This window comes from Cognatiyoonia sp. IB215446 (assembly GCF_033963825.1).
In the GTDB taxonomy this organism is placed as follows: Bacteria; Pseudomonadota; Alphaproteobacteria; order Rhodobacterales; family Rhodobacteraceae; genus Yoonia.
Genome location: NZ_JAXBMD010000002.1, coordinates 53,774 through 75,275 on the forward strand (window position 1 = coordinate 53,774; position 21,502 = coordinate 75,275).

The 21,502-nt window shown below is 57.9% G+C and carries 19 protein-coding genes; 8 read left to right on the forward strand and 11 right to left on the reverse strand.

Features of this window, described 5'->3' with window-relative positions:
• The first annotated feature begins 15 nt into the window (after positions 1-15).
• From gltX to SLH49_RS07680, 3 genes are read left to right on the forward strand one after another with little or no spacing between them, the layout of a single operon-like run.
• A complete protein-coding gene (gene gltX / locus SLH49_RS07670; RefSeq protein WP_320268581.1) occupies positions 16-1,335 on the forward strand; it encodes a glutamate--tRNA ligase in 1,320 nt (439 codons plus the stop codon).
• The gene (locus SLH49_RS07675) at positions 1,328-1,636 is read left to right on the forward strand and encodes a hypothetical protein (protein ID WP_320268582.1); all 309 of its coding nucleotides are present in this window, start codon (positions 1,328-1,330) and stop codon (positions 1,634-1,636) included. Before gltX ends, SLH49_RS07675 begins: the two co-directional genes overlap by 8 nt.
• The gene (locus SLH49_RS07680; RefSeq protein WP_320268583.1) at positions 1,636-3,030 is read left to right on the forward strand and encodes an MATE family efflux transporter; all 1,395 of its coding nucleotides are present in this window, start codon (positions 1,636-1,638) and stop codon (positions 3,028-3,030) included. Before SLH49_RS07675 ends, SLH49_RS07680 begins: the two co-directional genes overlap by 1 nt.
• Here SLH49_RS07680 and SLH49_RS07685 read toward each other — a convergent pair.
• From SLH49_RS07685 to SLH49_RS07695, 3 genes are read right to left on the reverse strand one after another with little or no spacing between them, the layout of a single operon-like run.
• A complete protein-coding gene (locus SLH49_RS07685; protein WP_320268584.1) occupies positions 3,001-3,543 on the reverse strand; it encodes a gamma-glutamylcyclotransferase family protein in 543 nt (180 codons plus the stop codon). The genes SLH49_RS07680 and SLH49_RS07685 overlap by 30 nt on opposite strands.
• Positions 3,540-6,056: an ABC transporter permease gene (locus SLH49_RS07690; protein ID WP_320268585.1), complete on the reverse strand. Its 2,517-nt coding sequence runs from the start codon at positions 6,054-6,056 to the stop codon at positions 3,540-3,542. Before SLH49_RS07690 ends, SLH49_RS07685 begins: the two co-directional genes overlap by 4 nt.
• Positions 6,053-6,745, reverse strand: a complete 693-nt coding sequence (locus SLH49_RS07695) for an ABC transporter ATP-binding protein (RefSeq protein WP_320268586.1) — start codon at positions 6,743-6,745, stop codon at positions 6,053-6,055. The genes SLH49_RS07690 and SLH49_RS07695 overlap by 4 nt, the downstream gene beginning before the upstream one ends.
• An 82-nt stretch (positions 6,746-6,827) precedes the next feature.
• On the opposite strand from SLH49_RS07695, the gene SLH49_RS07700 reads away from it, so the two are divergent.
• The 3 genes from SLH49_RS07700 to SLH49_RS07710 are packed head-to-tail and all read left to right on the forward strand — an operon-like array spanning position 6,828 to position 8,254.
• Entirely contained in the window at positions 6,828-7,427 is a 600-nt protein-coding gene (locus SLH49_RS07700) for an arylesterase (RefSeq protein WP_320268587.1), read from the forward strand.
• Between the two features lie 3 nt (positions 7,428-7,430).
• The gene (locus tag SLH49_RS07705; protein ID WP_320268588.1) at positions 7,431-8,012 is read left to right on the forward strand and encodes an SOS response-associated peptidase; all 582 of its coding nucleotides are present in this window, start codon (positions 7,431-7,433) and stop codon (positions 8,010-8,012) included.
• Positions 8,013-8,050: 38 nt separating this feature from the next.
• Positions 8,051-8,254: a dodecin family protein gene (locus SLH49_RS07710; RefSeq protein ID WP_320268589.1), complete on the forward strand. Its 204-nt coding sequence runs from the start codon at positions 8,051-8,053 to the stop codon at positions 8,252-8,254.
• 78 nt (positions 8,255-8,332) lie between these two features.
• Here the strand turns inward: SLH49_RS07710 and SLH49_RS07715 are convergent, their stop codons facing one another.
• The 3 genes from SLH49_RS07715 to ettA form a co-directional block, all read right to left on the reverse strand.
• Positions 8,333-8,542: a cold-shock protein gene (locus SLH49_RS07715; RefSeq protein ID WP_320268590.1), complete on the reverse strand. Its 210-nt coding sequence runs from the start codon at positions 8,540-8,542 to the stop codon at positions 8,333-8,335.
• An 822-nt stretch (positions 8,543-9,364) separates the two neighbouring features.
• On the reverse strand, positions 9,365-9,955 hold the full coding sequence (locus SLH49_RS07720; protein WP_320268591.1) for an outer membrane protein: 591 nt from the start codon (positions 9,953-9,955) through the stop codon (positions 9,365-9,367).
• A 394-nt stretch (positions 9,956-10,349) separates the two neighbouring features.
• Positions 10,350-12,005 (reverse strand): energy-dependent translational throttle protein EttA, encoded by a 1,656-nt coding sequence (gene ettA, locus SLH49_RS07725; RefSeq protein ID WP_320268592.1) that lies wholly within the window; start codon positions 12,003-12,005, stop codon positions 10,350-10,352.
• 333 nt (positions 12,006-12,338) lie between these two features.
• Between ettA and SLH49_RS07730 the strand changes: the two genes are divergently transcribed.
• Positions 12,339-12,779 carry a universal stress protein gene (locus SLH49_RS07730; RefSeq protein WP_320268593.1) on the forward strand — a complete coding sequence of 147 codons (441 nt, stop codon included), beginning with the start codon at positions 12,339-12,341 and terminating at the stop codon, positions 12,777-12,779.
• Between the two features lie 11 nt (positions 12,780-12,790).
• Positions 12,791-14,344 carry an alanine/glycine:cation symporter family protein gene (locus SLH49_RS07735; protein ID WP_320268594.1) on the forward strand — a complete coding sequence of 518 codons (1,554 nt, stop codon included), beginning with the start codon at positions 12,791-12,793 and terminating at the stop codon, positions 14,342-14,344.
• A gap of 56 nt (positions 14,345-14,400) precedes the next feature.
• On the opposite strand, the gene SLH49_RS07740 is transcribed toward SLH49_RS07735, so the two are convergent.
• The 5 genes from SLH49_RS07740 to SLH49_RS07760 all read right to left on the reverse strand — a co-directional run bounded on the left by SLH49_RS07740 (position 14,401) and on the right by SLH49_RS07760 (position 21,493).
• Complete coding sequence (locus SLH49_RS07740; RefSeq protein ID WP_320268595.1) at positions 14,401-15,249, reverse strand: MBL fold metallo-hydrolase; 849 nt, start codon at positions 15,247-15,249, stop codon at positions 14,401-14,403.
• A 90-nt stretch (positions 15,250-15,339) separates the two neighbouring features.
• Positions 15,340-16,287: a type IV pili methyl-accepting chemotaxis transducer N-terminal domain-containing protein gene (locus SLH49_RS07745; protein WP_320268596.1), complete on the reverse strand. Its 948-nt coding sequence runs from the start codon at positions 16,285-16,287 to the stop codon at positions 15,340-15,342.
• A gap of 334 nt (positions 16,288-16,621) precedes the next feature.
• Positions 16,622-18,088: a type IV pili methyl-accepting chemotaxis transducer N-terminal domain-containing protein gene (locus tag SLH49_RS07750; protein ID WP_320268597.1), complete on the reverse strand. Its 1,467-nt coding sequence runs from the start codon at positions 18,086-18,088 to the stop codon at positions 16,622-16,624.
• Between the two features lie 169 nt (positions 18,089-18,257).
• Entirely contained in the window at positions 18,258-19,835 is a 1,578-nt protein-coding gene (locus SLH49_RS07755; RefSeq protein ID WP_320268598.1) for a phosphate ABC transporter substrate-binding/OmpA family protein, read from the reverse strand.
• Positions 19,836-20,413: 578 nt separating this feature from the next.
• Complete coding sequence (locus SLH49_RS07760) at positions 20,414-21,493, reverse strand: BMP family ABC transporter substrate-binding protein (protein WP_320268599.1); 1,080 nt, start codon at positions 21,491-21,493, stop codon at positions 20,414-20,416.
• Positions 21,494-21,502: the final 9 nt, after the last annotated feature.

Consider the following 21,502-nt stretch of genomic DNA (forward strand, 5'->3'; position numbering starts at 1 on the left):
ATAGGAGACAGGTCCATGACGACAACCAGATTCGCCCCTTCGCCCACCGGCTGGCTGCATATCGGCAACCTGCGCGCTGCCTTGTTCAACTACGCCATTGCCCGGCAACAGGGTGGGACCTTCATCCTGCGGATCGATGACACGGATGCGGAGCGGTCGAAGGATGAATACATCCAAGGGATCAAGGACGACCTGACCTGGCTCGGCCTGACCTGGGACCGGGTGGAGCATCAGTCAGCACGGATGGACCGGTATCTGGAAGCGAAGCAGCGGCTGATCGACATGGGCCGGCTTTACGAATGCTTTGAGACGCCGACAGAACTGGAACTGAAGCGCAAGAAGCAGCTGAATATGGGCAAACCGCCGGTCTATGACCGGGCGGCGCTGGATTTGTCGGAAGATGAAAAGGACCGCCTGCGGGCAGAACGCGGCTCGCATTGGCGGTTCAAGCTGGATCATGCACGGATCAACTGGGTCGACGGGATTATCGGTGAGATTTCGATTGATGCAGCCTCGGTCAGTGATCCTGTTCTGTTCAAAAATGACGGGCAGATCCTGTATACCCTTGCCTCTGTCGTGGATGATACTGAGATGGGGATCACCGATGTTGTGCGCGGGTCGGATCACGTGACCAACACGGCGACACAAATCCAGATGATCGAGGCGCTGGGCGGCGATGTCCCGCGCTTTGCGCATCATTCGCTGCTGACCGGCCCACAGGGCGAGGCGCTGTCAAAGCGGCTGGGCACGCTGGCGTTACGTGATCTGCGCAAGCGGGGGATTGCGCCGCAAGCGATACTGTCCCTGATGGCGCGGCTTGGGTCCTCGGACCCCGTGGAGCTGCGCGCGTCTGTCGAAGAGGTTGTGGCAGGCTTTGATCTGTCCAAATTCGGCTCTGCCCCGACCAAGTTTGATGCCGATGATTTGGGGCCTCTGACCGCACGCCATCTTGCCACGCTGGATGCCGGTGATGTGGCTGATGTGATCACTGCAGCCGGTGTGCCGGACGCTCTGGTAGCACCTTTCTGGAATGTCGTACGCGACAACATCAACACGCTTGATGATGTGGCCGGTTGGTGGGCGCTCTTCCGTGATGGGCCGACGCCGCTGATCGCCGATGAGGACCGTGAATTTGTCGCGCAAGCCTTTGATCTGCTGCCGCCGCTGCCCTACGGGCCAGAGACGTGGGGCGAGTGGACAAATGCGGTGAAGGCCGCGACAGGGCGCAAGGGCAGGGGCCTTTTCATGCCGCTGCGCAAGGCGATCACGGGCCGGGAGCGGGGGCCGGAAATGGCGGATGTCATGCCGCTCTTGCAGACCAAGCCTGTTGTCTGAGCCGGAAAAGCACGTCACCATCCGCCGCCTGCGCGGCTTCTTCGGCGTTCTGCGTCCGCTCCGGGTGGGTGTGGACGGGCAGGAGATCGTGCAGCTTAAACATGGGCAGGAGATGCAGACGGCCCTGCCTGCTGGCGCGCAGATGCTGACATTACGCATGGGCTGGACCGAGGCCGATCCTTTCCCCTTGCAAGACGTCCATGATGGCGACACGCTTGTGATCAGTGTGGAAAGGAAGACGGCGTTAGAGATGCGAAAGCTAAAGACCCTTCCCTTTGCCCTTCGGATCGTGCGGCCCTGATGGCGGACGCGCAGGCGAAATTCACCCAAGGCAACCTCTTTGGTCATATCTCGGTGATGTCGTTCACAGCCTCCATCGGGCTGATGGCGGTGTTCCTCGTCGATTTCATCGACATGATCTTCATCTCGATGCTTGGCAAGGCCGAGCTTGCCGCTGCCGTCGGATATGCGGGCGCGATACTGTTTTTCACCACCTCGTTCGGGATCGGCATGGCCATCGCCGCTGGTGCCCTTGTCGCCCGTGCCTTGGGGGCGGGCGAGGCCGAAGAGGCGCGCAGGCGTGCCACCAACTCTCTGATCTATGGCGTGATCTTCGGGGCGATCTTCGCTGCGGTGGTGTGGTTTAACCTCGCCTTCCTTGCAGGATTGATGGGGGCAACGGGTGAGACCCTGGACCTTGCCGTGATGTATCTGCAGATCATCGTCCCTTCGCTGCCCTTCCTGATGGTCGGCATGATCGGCGGCGCGATCCTGCGCGCCCACGGCGATGCGCGCCGGGCGATGATGGCGACGATCTGGGGTGGCCTGGTGAACGCCGTCCTGGACCCAATCCTGATCTTTGGTCTTGATCTTGAGCTTATGGGCGCAGCACTCGCCAGTGTCGCAGCACGGATCGTGATTGCAGTTGTCGCACTGATCCCGCTGATCAGGCATTACGGCGGGTTCGACAAACCGACACCAGCCAGCCTGTCCATCGATCTGCGCACGATCCTGGCAATCGCTGTCCCCGCGATCCTGACGCAATTGGCCACGCCCGTGGGGCAGGCCTATGTTACCCGCGCCATGGCCGAATATGGTGAGGACGCGGTGGCCGGTATGGCAATCGTCGCGCGGATCACGCCCGTGGGCTTTGGGATCATCTTTGCGTTGTCGGGCGCTATTGGTCCCATCATCGGTCAGAATGCGGGTGCAGGTTTGAATGACCGCGTGCGACAGGCTTTTCGCGAAGGGGTGATGTTTGCCGGATTGGTAGTCATCGTCGTTTCACTCATCCTGTTTCTGGCACGCCCCGGCCTTGTCTGGCTGTTCCAACTGGACGGTATGGCATTGACGCTGGTGTTTCTCTTTGCCGGGCCGCTGTCGCTGATGTTTTTCTTTAATGGCGTGATCTTTGTGGCCAATGCCTCGTTCAACAATCTGGGCCATCCCTTCTATTCGACCATCGTGAACTGGGGCCGCAATACGCTCGGCACGATCCCTTTTGTGATTGTTGGTGCCGCACTTTTTGGCGCGCCGGGCGTGCTGATCGGGCAGTATCTGGGCGGTGCGGTCTTTGCTGTGCTCGCCTATATCCTTGCGCGCCGGATCATGGCCGATGCCAAACCTGAGGAATGCGGGCAAGAGCCGTTTCAGCGCCAGGCGCGCCTATTCAGCATTCTGCATCACCGCCGTTAAGTGGCGATCAACCAGCGCCTGTTCGGCCTCGCTGACCGGCACATGACGCGTGTAGCGCGGGGCGGCGCGGTCGTTGAGGATCGGCTGCCAATCATGCGTGCTGTCAAAGAAGTGAGTGACGCCTTCCTCACCGAAAACCTGCAGATAACCTTGCACGACCACATCGAGGTAGCTCAGCAGGATGGGCTGTGGCCCGGTCTGCGCTCGGTGAGCCTCCTCCACCTGATATACCGCAGTTGGTCGGTGATGACCGATTTCGTGCGTAACATCGTAGCGCTGATATGCCGCCTCGCGCGCATCGAGCGCCGCCCAATCGGCATCCGGCACATGAGCGATGATGCCTTTGATTTCGCTCGCGGCACAGCGTTCAACCGATAGAAACGCCGTTTCGCGCAAGCTCGTGGTGCGCCAGACCCGTCGCCAGCCTGTCAGCGTCGCAGGCGTTGGGTCGGCATAGTCATGCGTCCCCAAATTAACCAGGCTGCCATAGCCAAAAAAGGCAGGTACGGTCATTCACGCGCCCGTAAGACACGCGCCGGTTTCGCGGCAAGCGGGCGCCATGCGAATGCCAGCCCGGCAAGTGTTGAGGCCATGACACCACCCCCGATGATCAAAAGCGCATTGGTCCAGATGATGCTATAACCGGTCTCCATGATAAAGGTCGACACGGCCCAGCCACCAAGGATACCGGCTCCGAGCGCCACGATCCCCGCTGCGAGGCCGAGAAGGGCGGCGCGCAAGGCAAAGCTGACCAGAATACTCTGTCGCGACGCGCCCAGTGTTTTTAGAACCGCGCTTTCATAGGTCCGCATCCGCTCGCCCGCTGCCGCCGCGCCGATCAGTACCAGAAAACCGGTGATGAGCGTAATCAGCGCGCCGTAACGCGTGGCAGCGGAGATACCGCTGACCAATTCGATGACCTGATCAATGGCATCCCTGATCCGCACGGCTGTGATGTTGGGATATGCCGTCGCCAGATCGCGCAGGATCTGCGCCTCGGCCTCTTCTTCGGCATAGACGGTCGAAATCCAGCTATGGGGTGCGCCCGCTAATGCGCTTTGGTTCATCGCAAGCACAAAGCCGATGCCTGCGTCTTCCCATGTCACGTTCCGGAAGCTGGTGACCTCGCCCGTGATATCGCGGCCAAGGATGTTGACCGTCATCATGTCCCCGATGGAAAGGCCGATTTCCAGCGCCTCTTCCTCAGCAAAGCTGATCTGGGGCGGGCCGTTATAGCCTTCGGGCCACCATGTCCCGGCGGTGACTTCGGTGCCGTCGGGCTGGGCGTCCGAATAGGTCACACCCCGGTCGCCTTGAACGACCCAGTGGCCTTCGGCGAAATCCTCGGCCGGGATGCCGTTGATCTGGGTGATGATGCCCCGCAGCATCGGCGCGCTGTCAACGCGGCTGACGGCTTCGTCGTCGTCGAGCCGTTCGCGGAAGCCGTCGATCTGGTCGCGCTGGATATCCACAAAGAAATAGCTGGGGGCGACGGCGGGCAGATCATCGCTGAACGATGAGCGCAGGTTGCCGTCGATCTGGCCAACGGTGGCAAGCACCGTCAGGCCAAGGCCGAGTGAGAGGACGACTGAGGTCGCCTCACCACCACGTGCACCGATGGAGCCAAAGGCGAGGCGCAAGGCTGTGCGCCCGCGCGTCGGTTTCCGCAAGCGGCGGGCAATCCAGCGGATCAGCACAGCGGCAAGGATCAGGATCATGAGCGACCCGGCGATGCCGCCCGCCGTCCAAAGCGTGAGGAAAGCGGTGCCCGAAAACCAGATCGCCGCCCCGATGAGCGCAGCGAGGAGGGCCCCGATGGCCGCCAGATAGCGTTTGGCAGGCAGAAACTGCGATGCCGCAAACGCGTCGCGAAAAAGGGTGGCCGCGCGGATATCTTCCGTCTTGGCCAGCGGCCAGAGCGTGAAGATGAGCGCTGCTAGCAGTCCATAGATCGCGGCTTCGATCAAGGGCCCCGGATAGATCGCAAAGGCCGCCGGGATCGGCAGGCGCGCCTCGATGATCGGTGCGAACAGGACGGGCAGGGTGCCGCCCAGAATGACGCCAATCGTGATCCCAAGCAGGGTCAGCGCCCCGGTTTGCAGGAAATAGGTCAGGAAAATCGTCTCGCGCGTCGCGCCGAGCGTTTTTAGCGTGGCAATGACGTTCGTTTTGCTCGCGAGATAAGCCCGCACGGCGGCAGATACGCCAACACCGCCAACGGCGAGACCGGACAGACCTACAAGGATCAGAAAGGCGCCGATCCGGTCCACAAATTCCTCGACCCCGCCTGCGCCCCGGCGGCTGTCGCGCCAGCGGAGGCCGCTGTCGCGGAATTGCGCCTCGGCTTCATCTTCCAGCGCCTGCAGGTTCGCGCCATCTGGTAGATCAAGCCGATATTGCGTCGAAAAGAGCGTGCCCTCCGCGATCAGACCGGACTCCGCCAGTGCGTCAGTCAGGACAATCGTACGTGGGCCAAGGCCGAAACCTCCGGCGGCGTTGTCAGGGTAGCGGTCGAGGATTGCGCGCAAGGTGAAGTTCTGTTCGCCCAAACGGAAAGTGTCTCCCGGCTGCAGGGCGAGCCTGTCGACCAGCACGCGTTCCATCACACCGCCATAATCCGCAAGTGCATCTTCCAGCGGTATGGACGGGTCCAGTTGGACCTGCCCCACAAGCGGATAGACGTCATCCACCGCGCGGATCTGGGTCAGGCCGCGTTCGGTGTCGCCATCGCGTTCCACAACCGCCATTGAGCGGAAATCGACGGTTTCTGAGATGTCCTCAGCAATCGATTGCAGCCACGCCAGCTCATCTTCGCGGGCGAAACGATAGGTGAACTCGACCTCCGCATCGCCGCCCAAGAGCGCCGCCCCGTCGCGTTTCAGCCCCGCCTCAATCCCGGCACGGACGGTGCCAACGGCGGCAATCGCCGCCACACCTAAGGCCAGACAGGCGAGAAACACCCGAAACCCACGCAAGCCACCGCGCAACTCTCGCGCGGCAAAACGAGACGCGACGCGCAGACTCATTCCGCGGCCTCGGCCAGCGGCGCATCAATGCGGCCATCACGCAAACGCACCACGCGGTCGCAGCGCCGCGCAAGTTCATTGGAGTGGGTCACCATGATCAGCGTCGCTCCGTGCCGGTCACGCAACCCGAACAGCAAATCAATGATCGCGTGGCCGTTCGTTTCATCCAGATTGCCGGTCGGTTCATCCGCGAGGAGCAGCCGAGGCCGTGGGGCCGAGGCGCGGGCGAGCGCGACGCGCTGTTGTTCCCCACCCGACATCTGGTTGGGGTAGTGATCCATCCGGTCGGCCAGTCCCACGGCCTCCAACTCCGCCTCGGCCCGCGCAAAGGCGTCGGCCGCACCGGCCAGTTCCAGCGGGGTTGCGACGTTCTCCAATGCTGTCATCGTCGGGATCAGGTGGAAAGATTGAAAAACCACCCCCATATTGTCCCTGCGAAAGCGGGCAAGCTGGTCTTCGTTCATCGCGGTCAGGTTCTGACCCAGGGCGCTGATCGTGCCGGATGTGGCCTGTTCAAGCCCGCCCATGAGCATGAGGAGTGATGATTTGCCCGATCCGCTTGGCCCCACAAGCCCCAACGTCTCACCAGCCGCGACGGTGAGCGAGATGTCATGCAGGATGTCCACCCGGCCTGCATTCCCATCAAGCGATAGGTTTGCATCTGTAATGGTTAGAACGGGGTCGGTCATACGGCGTGCCTCTAAACAGATCGTTTCAGTTGGATATGGGGCGGTTTCGACACTCCGCAACCTGAGTGCAGCGGTTTTGCTGATGGCTGGTGCGGCCCAAGCCGAAACGATCACCGTCGCGGCATTGGGCGATAGCCTGACAGCCGGTTTTGGCCTGCCGCAGGCGGACGGATTTGTCCCACAGCTTGAGGATTGGCTGCAGGCGCAAGGCGCTGATGTCGAAATCATGAATGCCGGGGTCTCTGGCGATACGACGGCAGGCGGGCTGAGCCGGGTCAACTGGACACTGACCCCGGATGTGGATGCGATGATCATCAGCCTGGGCGGCAACGACTACCTGCGCGGGCTTGATCCAGCGGTGAGCCGCCAGAATCTGGACGGTATTCTGGCGGCCGGAGCGGAGGCCGATGTGGCCATGCTGCTCGTCGGCTTGGAAGTCGGCACCAATTACGGCCCTGCTTACAAGGCGGATTTCGAAGGGATGTATGCGGCACTTGCCGAAAAATACAACGTACCGCTCTATCCCGATTTCGCTGCCGGTCTACGCGCTGTTGCGGGGACGCAAGACGGAATGGCGGCCCTCATGCAGGCAGACGGCCTCCATCCGAACACGGAAGGGGTGTCCGCAATCGTGAATGCGATGGGTCCGGCAATCCTCGACCTGATTGCAACGGTGGACTAGGCGTTGCCCGGTCGTTTCTTTCTGACGCGCGAAGCGGCTGGGATGGCTGACGCGCCGCGCTACAACATCGCGCCTGGGCAGGAGGTGATCACGCTGACCTCAGACGGCGCACAACATATGCGCTGGGGAATGATCCCGGTCGGGCGCGTGAACGCGCGCGGTCGCCCCGTGATGGAGACGATCGTGAATGCGCGGTCCGAGACCGTTTTCGACAAATCGGCCTTTGCGGATGTGAAACGTGCGGTCGTTCCCGTGGAGGGCTGGTACGAATGGACGGGCGAAAGGCGCCGCAAGCAGCCCTGGCGTATTTCACGCAAAGACGGCGAATTGCTGTATTTTGCGGCCATCTACGACATCTGGCACGGCCCTGGCGGTATCGAGGTGTCTCAGGTGGCCACGATCACCTGCGCGCCCTCAGCCGACGTGCGCGATATCCATCACCGTATGGGCGTGATATTGAATGCCGATCAGGTCGACCTTTGGTTTTCATCCGACGAAGCCACCGCGAAATCGATGATGCAGCCATATCCGGACGGTATGCTCCATGTGGAAAAGGCCGATGATGTGGACTGGGACGGCGCTTGACGCTACGTTAACTTTCTACATCAAACCGGGAGGATGCCATGTCAGTTGCTAAGGTAAGTGAGATCATCGCGTCATCGACAACGTCATTTGATGATGCTGTCGCAAAGGGGATCGAGAAGGCGTCGAAAACGCTCAAAGGGATCACGGGTGCTTGGATCGCAGATCAGAAAGTGACTGTGACGGATGGCAAGATAGATGAATATCGCGTGGTGATGCGCGTCACATTTGTCCTGCACGAGTGAGAACAGGCGCGGATTTTTGCCAGAATGCAAAAGGGCACCGATTTCGGTGCCCTTCCGGTGAGTATAATTCAGGTAAACTTAGTCTGCCAAGGTGATGTTGACGGCGCTTTCGCGCCCGTCACGTCCAGCCTCGATGTCGAAATTCACCTTCTGGTCGTCTTTCAGACCGGTCAGACCCGCCCGCTCAACGGCTGAGATATGAACGAATACGTCCTTTGAGCCGCCGTCGGGCGCGATAAAACCGTAGCCCTTGGTTGTGTTGAACCATTTGACAGTGCCTGAAGCCATGTCTTTGTCTTCCTTATGTTTTCCGCTCGCGGGAGTGCAGCGGGTCGGCTCGGTCAAACTTCAATCGAAGGACTGGGCCGTGGAAGGAGACAGTGGTCGATAGAGTCGCGTTGCATTTTGATCATATCTGAATCGGCAACAAAATGAAAGGAACTCACAAGATTATTGCCGCGTCGGCAGTAAATTGAATACTGTCGATTTTTTGGGTTTTTTGCGTAGCCATTTGCGACTTTGTTGGGTGCGTTCCATAACTATCGAGGGTGTCCTGTTGCCCTTTCAAGTTTAGCACTCTGGCCCACTATTCTTAAAGCCGTTGATCAGTCCGGGGGCGCGGGGATTGCTGCTTCGCCGCTGTGCCGGATGGTAGGTGCATCTGCAGAGACAAGCTGATCAACGAGACAGTCAGCAGCGTAAACAACACTGCACCGCCCTGACCCATTTGTGAGCCAATCATCGTTCGAAAGATTGCTAAGGCTGCAAGGGCCAAGATCGCACTTATACAAACACGTACAAAAAACATCGCCAACTCCTCGCCTATTGGGACTTGCAGGGGGCCAAACGAAGATGGCAAGAATGTGAGGATTTCAGGTGGATATCTTGGATTACTCCGGCGTTGACTTCACCTCCTGTGCAATACTTCGGGAGATGCCCGATTGTGTCTGAACCGGGAACTTCACGTTCTGGGCTGACGATTGCCAATACCTTTTTTGCTAAGCGCGCCGTTTCATGGACATGCAATCTACAAACGACTAGCGCAGTGGCCGAAACCTTCACGCCAGATAGGTGCGCACATCGAAGCGACGATTACTTTCGCGCAGATTTTTAGAAGCGGTAAAGGCCTCGCAAAGCGAAACTGTTTACGTTAGCTTCCATATCAACCAGAGGGACATCACCAAAATCGAAATCAAACCGCCGTGACATCACTTCTGCACCCACCGCAAACTGTCCATTTACAGCAAAATCCGCACCAGCTCCGATCAACATGCCGGTTTCTGTCTGATCAAAATTTCGATCAGGCCGACCTTCTTCGTCGACTTCGAGAGTACCAATTGAGGCGCCCAGCATCAGGTACGGCATGAATTCGCCAGCAATCAAGCCCACCTTTCCTTTGATATCAACGAACGAGCTATACTCGTACTGTCCTGCAAAGCCTTCTTCGTTCGCAGCGCCAGCCATCAAGGCGAGTTCACCACCAACAACAAGGCCATTGAACAAGGTATTGTATCCGGCAAATGCGCCAAACATGTCACCCTCGAGATTGAAGCCCAGATCACCATCGGAATTGGCGTATGTGTTTTCTCCGCGGAACACGGCGAAAGAACCCCCGGCGTACAAGCCTTCCCAAGCTGACTGTGCGTTGGCGAAGCTGGATATGGTAGTGAAAATGATGAGGGTTGTTGCTAGAAGTCTCATTAATTGATGCCTTATGCTACTCGTTGATCGACCGTTATGGGCAGTTTATGAACGTTTTCGCGACGCTGCCCGGGTAAAACTATGGCATGCGGAATTTTCCATGCAGACCAATTACTTAACTTTCCGACGTTGGTAGAGTCTGTGAGCTAGTTTTCCTCGATTGTTGAGTTAACAAGTTGTGACCAGGTGTTTGAAGACTCTTACGCCCTATCGCGCCGTCCTTGGCGCAACTACCGACGTCTCGCGTATCTGCTGATTTTCGCCTCCGAGCTGTCAACGTTCGGATCCAAGGTCCGCCAATTATACTAAACGAGATATGCTTATCCCGGGGGGACTTGGGTTTCAGCAAGTTAGGTTCTGTCAACCGATCTCGAGACGAATTGCGTAAGTCTGTTCACCGCACGAATTTTTTGTGCTTCATCCGCTTGGGCTCCAGCGCGTCTGCGCCGAGCCTGCGCTTCTTGTCTTCCTCATAATCGGTGAACGCGCCCTGGAACCATTCGACATGGGCGTCGCCTTCGAAGGCGAGGATGTGGGTGCAGATCCGGTCGAGGAAGAAGCGATCGTGGCTGATGACCACCGCGCAGCCGGCAAAGCTGACCAGGGCGTCTTCCAAAGCGCGGAGCGTTTCGACATCGAGGTCGTTGGTGGGTTCGTCGAGCAAGAGGACGTTGCCGCCGGATTTGAGCAGTTTGGCCATGTGGACGCGGTTGCGTTCACCGCCGGACAGCAGGCCGACTTTCTTTTGCTGATCGCCGCCCTTGAAGTTGAAGGCCGAGCAATAGGCGCGGGAGTTCATGGAGGCATCGCCGAGTTCGATGATTTCGGCCCCTCCGCTGATTTCCTCCCACACGGTGGCGTCGGCGCTCAGCGCATCGCGGGACTGGTCGACATAGGCCAGCTTGACCGTGTCGCCGTATTCAACGCTGCCTTCGTCGGGGTCGATCTGGCCGGTCAGCATGCCGAACAGGGTGGATTTACCTGCACCGTTTGGCCCGATTACGCCGACGATGCCGCCAGGGGGCAGATCGAAGCTGAGGTCTTCGATCAACTGCTTGTCGCCCATATGTTTCTTGAGGTTCTCGACTGCGATCACCTTGGATCCAAGCCGGGGACCGTTGGGGATGATGATCTGTGCGCGCCCGACCTTTTCGCGTTCGGACTGATTGGCGAGTTCATTATAGGAGGCGATCCGGGCCTTGGATTTGGCTTGCCGCGCCTTAGCGCCTTGCCGCATCCATTCGAGTTCGCGGGCCAGCGTGCGCTGTTTGGATTTGTCCTCCTTGGCTTCCCGCTCAAGCCGCTTCGCCTTTGCCTCAAGCCAACTGGAATAGTTGCCTTCATGCGGGATGCCCGACCCGCGGTCGAGTTCCAGGATCCAACCGGTGATTGCGTCAAGGAAGTAGCGGTCGTGGGTGACAATCAGGCAGGTGCCTTTGTAGTCGATCAGGTGCTGTTGCAACCAGGCGATGGTTTCCGCATCGAGGTGGTTGGTCGGTTCGTCGAGCAGCAGCATGTCAGGCGCTTCGAGCAGCAATTTGCACAGCGCAACGCGACGTTTTTCACCCCCCGACAGCGTTTCCACATTCGAGTCATCGGGTGGGCAGCGCAGGGCCTCCATCGAGATGTCGATCTGTGCGTCGAGGTCCCAAAGGTTCTGGCTGTCGATCTGATCCTGCAACTGCGCCATCTCGTCAGCGGTTTCTTCGGAATAGTTCATGGCCACTTCGTTGTAACGATCAAGGATCGCTTTCTTCTCAGCCACTCCCAGCATAACGTTCTCGCGCACCGTAAGCGCAGGGTCGAGTTCCGGTTCCTGCGGCAGGTACCCGACGCGAGCGCCCTCAGCCGCCCAAGCCTCCCCCGCGAATTCCTTGTCCTGACCCGCCATGATCCGCATCAGGGTGGACTTACCGGTGCCGTTCACGCCGACGACACCGATCTTCACTCCGGGAAGAAAGTTCAGGCGGATGTTTTCAAAGACCTTCTTTCCGCCGGGATAGGTTTTGGACACGCCATCCATGAAGTAGACGAATTGGTTGCTGGCCATTGGCGCTGCTCCGCTATGCTATGAGTTGGCCTTAGATAGCGGCAGGGCTCATCGGGGGCAATCGTGTATAAGCACGATCAGAAACCGCATGTGCGGCCTAGCATGGGATGTGCAATTTTCCTGCGTACTGATCTGAGGTGGGCTTTTGTTCTGCAGATTGGCACCACAGGAGGCTATAGTATCTGATTTCTGCGTTATCTGAAGTTTTTCTGCTTATTAGGTGATTTTCGCGTATGGTGCTGAAGTATCAGACACAAGAAGCTGAACGATCTGCTTGGGTCGATACGATGTCTTGGCCCGGGTTCAAATGAACACTCAAACGGGGACATTATCATGAGTAAGACAACATTTGTCGTCGGAATTGACGGCTCAGACGCGGGAGAAAGGGCGGTTGCTTTCGCCAAAGCTCGCGCAAAAGCGGTGGGAGATTGCGCCATCACGCTATGCTACGTCATAGAATGGTCGCCCTTCAGCTTTCAGACACCTGAAGAGAACGAACAACGCCACAAGCGCCGCGAAGAAGAGATCAGTATGGCGCATTCGCGTGTGCTGGACCCTGCAGTCACAGACGCCAAAAAAGATGGCTGCGAGGTGTCGGGCATTGTTCGGCATGGTGATGCGGCAGAGATCCTTGATGATCTGGCCAAGGAGTTGGATGCCGCACAGATCATTGTGGGACGTGTTGGCATACGTGGCCTGAAAGAACGGGTATTTGGTGGTGTGACCGGGAGATTGGTCGCTTCGGCCTCTGTGCCTGTGACGATCATTCCGTAAGGGGAAAAATCATGAAAAAGCTATTTCCTGCGGCTTCACTGGTGACGCTTGCGCCTGTCACAGCGGCCGCGCAAGAGATGTCGATCGATGATCGCGTCAACCAAGTTTTTGCCAGTTCAACCGGTTGGTTCGTTAACCTGATCTTCTCGCCACTGCCGTTTCAGATTGCGGGGTCAGATTTCCCATGGATCGTGATGTGGCTTGTCATCGGTGCGACGGTCTTCACGATCTATTTCGGTCTAATCCAGTTGCGCGCCTTTGGGCACGCGATTTCCCTTGTAAAAGGCGACTATTCCGACCCCAAAGATGCCGGCGAGGTGAGCCACTTTCAGGCGCTCACGACGGCCCTTTCCGGTACTGTTGGGCTCGGCAACATTGCTGGTGTCGCGGTCGCCGTGGGCATCGGGGGCCCGGGGGCCACGTTCTGGATGATCCTTGCGGGTCTGCTGGGCATGGCGTCGAAATTCACCGAATGTACGTTGGGCGTGAAGTATCGGAACGAATACCCGGACGGGACCGTTTCGGGTGGCCCGATGTACTACATGGTGAAGGGCTTTAAGGAGCGTAACTTGCCTGGTGGGGGCATTCTGGCCATCTTTTTCTCGATCTTCTGTATCCTGGGTGCATTGGGCGGCGGCAATATGTTCCAGGCCAATCAAGCCCATGCGCAGATTTCCGGGATCGTGGGGGACTATCCTGGCTGGATCACGGGCGTGATTTTTGCCATTGTCGTTTTCCTTGTCATTGTCGGCGGGATCAAGTCCATTGCGAGTGTCACGGAAAAGGTCGTGCCCTTCATGGGCATAATGTATGTGGGCGTCGCTCTTGTGATCCTGCTGGTGAACTACGACAAGATCGGATGGGCCTTTGGCCAGATCTGGGCAGGTGCATTTACTGGTCTGGGTGTTGCTGGTGGCTTTGTCGGCGCGCTGATCCAGGGCTTTAAACGGGCCGCGTTTTCGAACGAGGCCGGTGTGGGGTCTGCGGCCATTGCACACTCTGCCGTGCGTACGAAAGAGCCGGTGACAGAAGGCGTCGTATCGTTGCTGGAGCCGTTCATTGATACCGTTGTGATCTGTACGATGACGGCGTTGGTCATCACGATTTCCGGTGTGTTGGTTGTGGATCCCGATACGGGCCTGTTTGTCCTGAACGAAGCAGGTACAGCGATCCAGACAGTTGACGGATCATCCGGTGTACAGCTGACATCGGCCGCGTTCGCGACAGGCTTTAGCTGGTTCCCTTATGTGCTGGCGATTGCCGTGGTCCTGTTCGCCTTCTCGACCATGATCAGCTGGTCTTATTACGGGTTGAAGGCCTGGACTTATCTGTTTGGTGAAGGAAAGACCAAGGAACTGGTGTTCAAGCTGATCTTCTGTGTGTTCATCGTGATCGGTGCCGCAGCCCAGTTGGGCGCTGTGATCGACTTCTCAGATGCTATGATCTTTGCGATGGCCGTGGTGAATATCACCGCACTGTATTTCCTGATGCCGGTCGTGAAGCGCGAAATGAATAGCTATTTTGAGCGTCTTAAGACCGGTGAGATTGTCAAACACAAGCATTAGGTCGTTTGCCTGAATGCTGCACGGCGCGCCGGGCGACGGGCGCGCCGTTTCATGTTTTAAAACATGATGCGCATGCCGTCCTTGCCCAAATGCAATGGGCCGGACCAGTGGGCCCGAACAGCAGTCTCCCAATCGGCGTCGGTGAAGTCGGGGTCTCCGTCAGGGACAAAATGGTTGAGTGCCAGTTGTTTCACGCCTGCATCGCGCGCGATCCGCCCCACATCGACTGCATCGGTGTGGCTGCGTAGGATGTGTTGGCGCAAGCGTGCGTCCCCATTTGTCATCCGTGCGCAAAGGGCATCGACCCCGTTGCGCAGCATCGCCTCATGTACCAGCAAATCCGCATCTTTCGCAAACGTGGCCATTTCCGGCATGTAGGCCGTATCGCCCGAGAAGACGACGCATTTTCCTTCGGCTTCAAATCGCAGGGCAAAGCTGTCGGTGATGGGTGGATGTTGGTTTCGCATGGCCTTGATGCGGCTGCCACCGATCCCAGTTGCCTCTGTTAGGACCTGAAGATCGGCCAAGGTGCTGAAGTCACATCGCCCCTCATCCCGGATACGCAGGTCGATGTCGAATGCCATCGAAGCCTGAAAGCCGTCCCAATAAGCCCTTAGATCAGCGGGACCCAGGATCGGGATCGGTCTGTTCAGCCCGGCTGTCCATGCAGTGTGCAGCAGTGGGCCAAGCTCCAGATAATGGTCCGAGTGCAGATGTGTGATGACGATCAGGTCGATCTCGGTCAAAGCCGCGCCTTGATCGCAAATACCGCGCGTCACCCCCAGACCGGCATCAACCAGAATGGTTTGCTCACCGAGGCGCAGTAGCGATGACGTGGGCATGTGAGAGCCCGGTCGGATCGCCGGGCCACCTTTCACACCAATCAGTGCCACACTGTCTGTCACCCAAAGCTCCCTTCAGCGCGCCGATGATATTGGAAACCACCGGCTGTCCGGCGTTGCCCCCAACGGACCGCCTGACCTCACCTTATGCTGTTAGATGCCGAGTTTTGAAGCCTCGGAGTAAAGGCCAACGACAGTATTCATGTGACCTGTCATAGCAAGCGCGCCGTTAAACATGATTGCGCGTTGCTCTTCATCGATGCTTTGCTTGGCGAGCACTGTGCCCACAATGGGTTTCAGGGCGTCCCAATCAGCGATTACCACGTCAAGACCGGCAACGATCTCGTCATTTGGCGGTTCCTTAATCCCGGCATCCGGCATGCCGTGCCGCAGCGCCATCAGCGACACTTCGAACATCTGCATCGCGCCTTCGAGTTCTCCGGTTGCGGTTGCAGTATTGATGTCAGAGCGGATGAGGCAAACATTCTTTGACATGCGCTGCGACAGCATCCGTTGCCGACCGGCAATATCGATGGCAAGCGCATCGGCTTGGAGCAGGGCTGTTGGATCGGAGTATTGAGCCGAAACTTCGCTCACCAAAAGCTTCGCCATCTCGAGCAGTGGCGCGCTTTGATCGGCAAGCTGCTCCACGAGTTCTGGCGAACCATGGCCTTGGGCGATCAACTGCGCGGTTTCATTGGTCGGGTCCCACAAAGTGCGTAGCTTGCTGATCCCGACCAGGGTTCGACGCCGTTCCTCGACCCCGATGATCCCAAGATCCGGGTCACCGTATTCGAGTGCATCCACGATACGCTGGAACTCTTCGCTCGTCGCGCGCAGCATCGCGCCGCTTCTTTCGGGGTCAATCCCGGCGGCATAGTTACATCCAGCTGCAACAATGCGCTGGCTCAGCATGCGCAGCTTGCCAGAAAAATCGATGCGCTGGCTTGCGCCGATATCTTCGACAAATTGTGCCCGATGGATGACAGCCTGCCCCTCAGAGACTGATTGCGCCTGCAAAGAGGTGCAGCTGATACCAAGAACGATTAGTGCCGTATGCGCGATACGGCGTGAATGTGTTGAGAATTGTTTATAGGCCATGGCGGTCCCGCTAAAAACTTCAGCGACTTCGCTGAAGGTGACATTGAACTCTTTAACGTTCGGGCAGCGGCCCCCATGAATGCACTACCGAACGGTGCGCAAACGATCTGCACGCCATTATCGCCTGCGCGCTAACATCATGACGCTAGGGCAACGGTAGCATTTGGCAATTTTTTTTATCAAGATTTATGTGAAATCACGGTTACTTGCCTGATCTAAAGGACAAGATAAACAATCTAGGATAGAAGCGGATAAGTGGTTTCACCCTAGGATAGAAAAGAAAAGCGGCGCGCAAAGGATTTGCACGCCGCCAGAAACAAGATTCGTTTTACCTTTACATCAGGTTCTGGACGTTGATTCCGAAGGTGATCGCACCGATCACCTCACCGCTGCTAGGATCTTTGATCGCCAGAGAGGCCTGCGACTGGTAGAAACCGGTACTGTCGTCAAATTCGACTTCGCTGATGTGAAGCGCGTCCGGACCGACCTGGTATGTCTCTTTCCATTTTGCTTCGTCACCCTGCCAGTAGTCAGATGTCTCGACACTTTGCGCGACGTTCAATCCTTTGTCGTCCATCACAAAGACTTCGGTGACAAAACCAGCTGTGGCGGTCTGCTGGCCGCGCAGCCAAGCCGATACAGGATGTGCAAGAAGCTCTGAGATCAGAGGGCCGCCACCATCGCCAGCCTCTGCGCGCCATTGCTGGTCAAGTGCGATGACCTCGTCCTCGGTCAGTCCGGTGTGACGGTCGTTCTGGACCTTGATCGCTTCGATCAGCGCGGGATCTTCGATCCACTTGGCCAACTCGCCGCGCGCATAGGCTTCAAGCGGCACACGGTAGACGCCGTCCTGACCGGGTGTCGCGATCAGGTAAAGCGTGATGGTGTTGTTCATTGCCACTGACAGCTTTCCTGTCAGCGCAGCGGCTGCGATTACATCGTCAGATGATGGTTGCTGGCCGGAGACTGCAGCGCTGAAGATACCACGCTGGGTTTCCCAAATCTCAAGGGTCTGCTCGAGGCTGTTTCTGACGGCATCATTTGGCGGAGGATTGATGCCCGCGTCAGGAAAACCATCACGCAAGGCGGCAAGGGTACGCTCAAAGAGATCAAGGGTGTCACCCAGTTCACTGACCGTCCCGTCGTCGCCTGTGCCGGTTGCTAGCTCACACATCACACGGGTCATGCGATAGGCCAGGGCACGCTGACGAACAGCGAAGTTCAGCACGGTCGCGTCGCTTTGCAGCAATTCCTGAGGATCAGAGTATTGTCCGGAAACGTCTGCCGCCAATACAACGGTCTGTTCGAACAGATCGCCATAGGATTGGCTGATCATTGTTGCGTCAGCGGCAGAGCCTGAGCCGTCCAGCATACGGTTGGCGGCGACTTCGATGGGTTGCCACAGTTCGGCTGTCGCCTGGATTGCGGCAACAGTGCGTGGGCGCGTCTCTGCACCGGGCATCCCCAAGGCGTTGTCGCCTTTTTCAAGACCGACCAGAATGGCATCGAAATCCTCGCGCGCAGAGGTCAGGTCAGCCTGCGCTGTTGCCTGATCAATCCCCGCTTCAAGGCGGCAACTGGCTGATGCAACCCTCTCGGTCAGAGACCGCAGGCTGGCAGAGCGGTTCACCCGCGCTTTGCCACCGTCATAAAGCGCACGATCAATGAATTGCGCGCTGGCGGGCGTTGGCGCGACACCCACGCTGACCACTGTACCCAGCGCCATGATCGTGGCGCAGGCTGTCGTTGCCAGCTTTGTGTGACGGCTACTGGATTTGGTTGTGGATGTGCCGTGTGACATAGCTTGTTTTCCTGTCTCGTTGTCTCTCCCAAGCCATGTGCGGCGCGGGATAGAGGGGCTCTCGTTACTGTGCTGGCGGGGCAGTTGCGTTTGGTTTAACGTTTTCTGGCCCACCAGGATTGAAGTTGTGCCAGGTGCCAGGGTGGATGACATCTTGGCGGTTGCGTTATCAGGTCGGTGACTGGATCCAGACTTCAACCCGACGGTTGATCCGGCGTTCGTTGTCTGAGGTGTTACAGGCGGTGGGGGCAATTTCACCAAAACCTGTGCTGGCCATTTCGACGCCGTTCAATCGATCCCCGGCGAAATCGCGGAGTTCGTCCATGACGCGGGCCGCGCGGCGATAGGAAAGCTCACGGTTGCTGTCAAAAGCGCCGACATCGTCAGTGAAACCAACAAACAACAGCTTCGTGCCAGCAGGTTGGCTTTCAAGGTAGTCGGCCAAGCGCCCGAGGTTGAGACGCCCGCGTGGGTCGAGGTTTTGCGATCCGGTGCGGAAGCGGAACGTGGTCGACAGGCGATCATAATCGATCATCTGCGCGAGCATTTCGCGCATGATGCCGCCTTCATAGGCGTCCGCATTGGGGTCAAGCAACTGACGGGCGCGATCGCCATCCACAGGTTGTGCGCGGCGGTCAACGCCGAGATCGATAAAGCCCGCCTTGGCGATCACTTCATCCGCCTGCTCTGACGCGGCATAGTTCACAAATTCGGTGGTCGACTGATCCTGGGTGTCGTCACGTGTGTAGAGATAGAGGAACCGCTGCAATGCATATTCCTCGGTCCGCGCCGAGAATGCGTCTGGCGCCATGCTCAATCCACAATCATTCACCAAGGTCAGCGCCCGTGCGCCGCGTTGAAAGGCATAGCCGACAAATCCGATCGCTGCTTCGTCGGCGTTCACTAACGCTGCCATCTCGGTATTGTCACTGGCGATCTGGGTGACGGAGGGTAAGTTCGGCACATCCTCGCCGAAGACACCGTTGTCAAAGACGCTTTTGGTACCTGAATCGGCTTGGCGGCTGAAGATTTTGATTGGCGCGTCGTTCCCGCCCAACTCTGCCCAGTTGGTGATCGCACCGCTATAGATACCACGCAACTGATCCATGCTGATCGAGCGCACCGGGTTTGCCGGATGGGTGATCACGACCAGACTGTCGACGGCAATGATATGCTCTTGCGATGTGCTGATCATGTTTCCCGCACCGGCATCCCGAAGCGCACGCGCTTCGGGTGGAAGAATGCGGCGCGCCGACATCCCGATATGTGCGCTTTCGTCCAGCAAGCCTGCGAAAGCGTCGTTGGAACCTGAGGAGGTGATCAAGTACGACCCCATCGGATCGCCAAAGCCCTCATCGCTGATCATCTCTGCAAGGAATTCATTGCCGTTCCCAGTGGCAGTCTGCGTCACTTCCGCGCCACGGTAAGATGCATAGCCTGCAAGCAGAAGTGGCATCACACCGTCACCGACCGTGTCAGAGCCCGCGATCATGACATCAGCTGATGTATCGCCGAATTGCGGACAGGCCGCCCCTTCACAGCGCACACGCGATGCCGAGATGCGCAGGTCGCCCAGACCTGTACGAATGATGTAATTGTTGTCGGTGAAGTCGATAAACTCACCAACAAGGTTCACTGTACCGTCGGCTGACCTAAGCGTAACTTCAGAGGATTGCGCCGTGGCAGGTGCCGCAAGCGCGACGGCCAAAGCAGTCGCCGAAACCAAATTTTTTGTGATTATTGACATATCAAATGCCATCCATTTCTCCATTTGCCAAAGTGCTCAAAGCACCCCCAAGGCGTTCATTTGTTTTTGCACTTGTGACCGGAGACACTACGTTACTGATCGTCACAAAAACCGCTGCGACACATTCACTCTGTCGCCGGAATGTGCGAAAAATTGGGCATAAGTCGTCAACAATTGGGGTGACTGAATAATTCTGGCGCGACGTGGCGCAAATGAAAGGGCCGGCGTTGCATTTCCCACGATACCCTGCCCTTAACGCGGGGGAGTGCTGTCTGGGTGCCGTGGGGTCAAACAACTTAAAGTGTAGAAATACTGGTTAATTCTATGACAACACGGAAACGGTTGGCCTTGTTTGCGCTGGTGAGATCAATGCCGTCTCAGAGGCAGAGCTTTTTGGCCATTTGTGCCAAAAACCGCGCCTCAGGACGATATTGGTGACCATGGATTGCAAAGAAATTGGCGAAATTGCCACTTTTGTCCCCATAGTTGTTTACGAGCCGAATACCGCACGCAGTACTGCGCGGATACAAAAAGGCCCCGCTCGGCAAAGCGGGGCCCCTTCCGAGATGACGTGACGTTTATTGAGGAATATCGCCAGTTAGGCCTTCGACATAGAAATTCATGCCTGCAAGCGTACCGTCATCGGCAACCTCACCGTCAGCAAGCCATGCAGAGCCGTCCTGTCGGTTGATCGGCCCAGTGAACGGGTGGTACTCGCCGGACCGCATCGCCTCGATCATCGCTTCGGCGCTGGCTTTTACCTCTGCTGGCACAGCATCAGTGATCTCACCGATTTTCACCATGCCAGGGGCAATCCCGTCCCATGTGTCCATGCTTTCCCAAGTGCCGTCGATCACGGCCTGGGTGCGGGCAATGTAATAAGGTGCCCAGTCATCGATGATGGATGACACACGGGGGAAGGGTCCGAACTCGGCCATGTCGGACGCCTGACCAAAGGTCACAACACCGCCTGCCTGCTGTGCGGCGGCCTGTGGTGCGGTCGAGTCCGTGTGCTGCAGAACCACATCAGCACCCTGTTCGATCAGCACCGTGGCCGCTTCGGCCTCCTTCGCAGGGTCAAACCATGTGTAGACCCAGACGATCCGGAATTCGATATCGGGGTTCACTTCCTTGGCATGCAGATAGGCCGCGTTGATGCCCCGGATCACTTCGGGGATCGGGAAGGAGGCGATGTAGCCCACGATGTTGCTTTCGGTCATGTGGCCCGCGATGTGCCCCTGAACGGCACGGCCTTCGTAGAAACGCGCAGAGTAAGTCGACACGTTCGGCGTGTCCCGGCGGTAGCCCGTCGCATGTTCAAACTTCACGTCAGGAAATTGCGCGGCCACGGCGTTGGTCGCATCCATGTAACCGAACGAGGTGGTGAAGATGAGGTCAGCACCCTGAAGCGCCATCTGTGTCATAACGCGTTCCGCATCTGCGCCTTCGGGGACGCTTTCGACAAAGACGGTCTCAACCGCGTCGCCAAAATGCTCCTCCACGGCCAGACGGCCCTGATCATGTTCATAAGTCCAGCCGCCATCGCCAACAGGCCCCACATAAACAAAGCCGACCTTCGTCGGATCGTCCTGCGCATAAGCCCCTGTTGTGATGCCAAGCGCGAGCGTCGCACCGGCCAGTAGTTTTTTCATTGTCATGTGTTTCCC

What these genes read in the sequence shown, in the direction of transcription:
- ettA (WP_320268592.1), bottom strand. Translation starts at nt 12,005, where the DNA reads ATGGCCAGCAACCAATTCGTCTACTTCATGGATGGCGTGTCCAAAACC.
- SLH49_RS07700 (WP_320268587.1), top strand. Translation starts at nt 6,828, where the DNA reads ATGGCTGGTGCGGCCCAAGCCGAAACGATCACCGTCGCGGCATTGGGC.
- SLH49_RS07745 (WP_320268596.1), bottom strand. Translation starts at nt 16,287, where the DNA reads ATGGCCTATAAACAATTCTCAACACATTCACGCCGTATCGCGCATACG.
- SLH49_RS07690 (WP_320268585.1), bottom strand. Translation starts at nt 6,056, where the DNA reads ATGAGTCTGCGCGTCGCGTCTCGTTTTGCCGCGCGAGAGTTGCGCGGT.
- gltX (WP_320268581.1), top strand. Translation starts at nt 16, where the DNA reads ATGACGACAACCAGATTCGCCCCTTCGCCCACCGGCTGGCTGCATATC.
- SLH49_RS07750 (WP_320268597.1), bottom strand. Translation starts at nt 18,088, where the DNA reads ATGTCACACGGCACATCCACAACCAAATCCAGTAGCCGTCACACAAAG.
- SLH49_RS07685 (WP_320268584.1), bottom strand. Translation starts at nt 3,543, where the DNA reads ATGACCGTACCTGCCTTTTTTGGCTATGGCAGCCTGGTTAATTTGGGG.
- SLH49_RS07695 (WP_320268586.1), bottom strand. Translation starts at nt 6,745, where the DNA reads ATGACCGACCCCGTTCTAACCATTACAGATGCAAACCTATCGCTTGAT.
- SLH49_RS07710 (WP_320268589.1), top strand. Translation starts at nt 8,051, where the DNA reads ATGTCAGTTGCTAAGGTAAGTGAGATCATCGCGTCATCGACAACGTCA.
- SLH49_RS07680 (WP_320268583.1), top strand. Translation starts at nt 1,636, where the DNA reads ATGGCGGACGCGCAGGCGAAATTCACCCAAGGCAACCTCTTTGGTCAT.
- SLH49_RS07760 (WP_320268599.1), bottom strand. Translation starts at nt 21,493, where the DNA reads ATGACAATGAAAAAACTACTGGCCGGTGCGACGCTCGCGCTTGGCATC.
- SLH49_RS07720 (WP_320268591.1), bottom strand. Translation starts at nt 9,955, where the DNA reads ATGAGACTTCTAGCAACAACCCTCATCATTTTCACTACCATATCCAGC.
- SLH49_RS07730 (WP_320268593.1), top strand. Translation starts at nt 12,339, where the DNA reads ATGAGTAAGACAACATTTGTCGTCGGAATTGACGGCTCAGACGCGGGA.
- SLH49_RS07755 (WP_320268598.1), bottom strand. Translation starts at nt 19,835, where the DNA reads ATGTCAATAATCACAAAAAATTTGGTTTCGGCGACTGCTTTGGCCGTC.
- SLH49_RS07715 (WP_320268590.1), bottom strand. Translation starts at nt 8,542, where the DNA reads ATGGCTTCAGGCACTGTCAAATGGTTCAACACAACCAAGGGCTACGGT.
- SLH49_RS07735 (WP_320268594.1), top strand. Translation starts at nt 12,791, where the DNA reads ATGAAAAAGCTATTTCCTGCGGCTTCACTGGTGACGCTTGCGCCTGTC.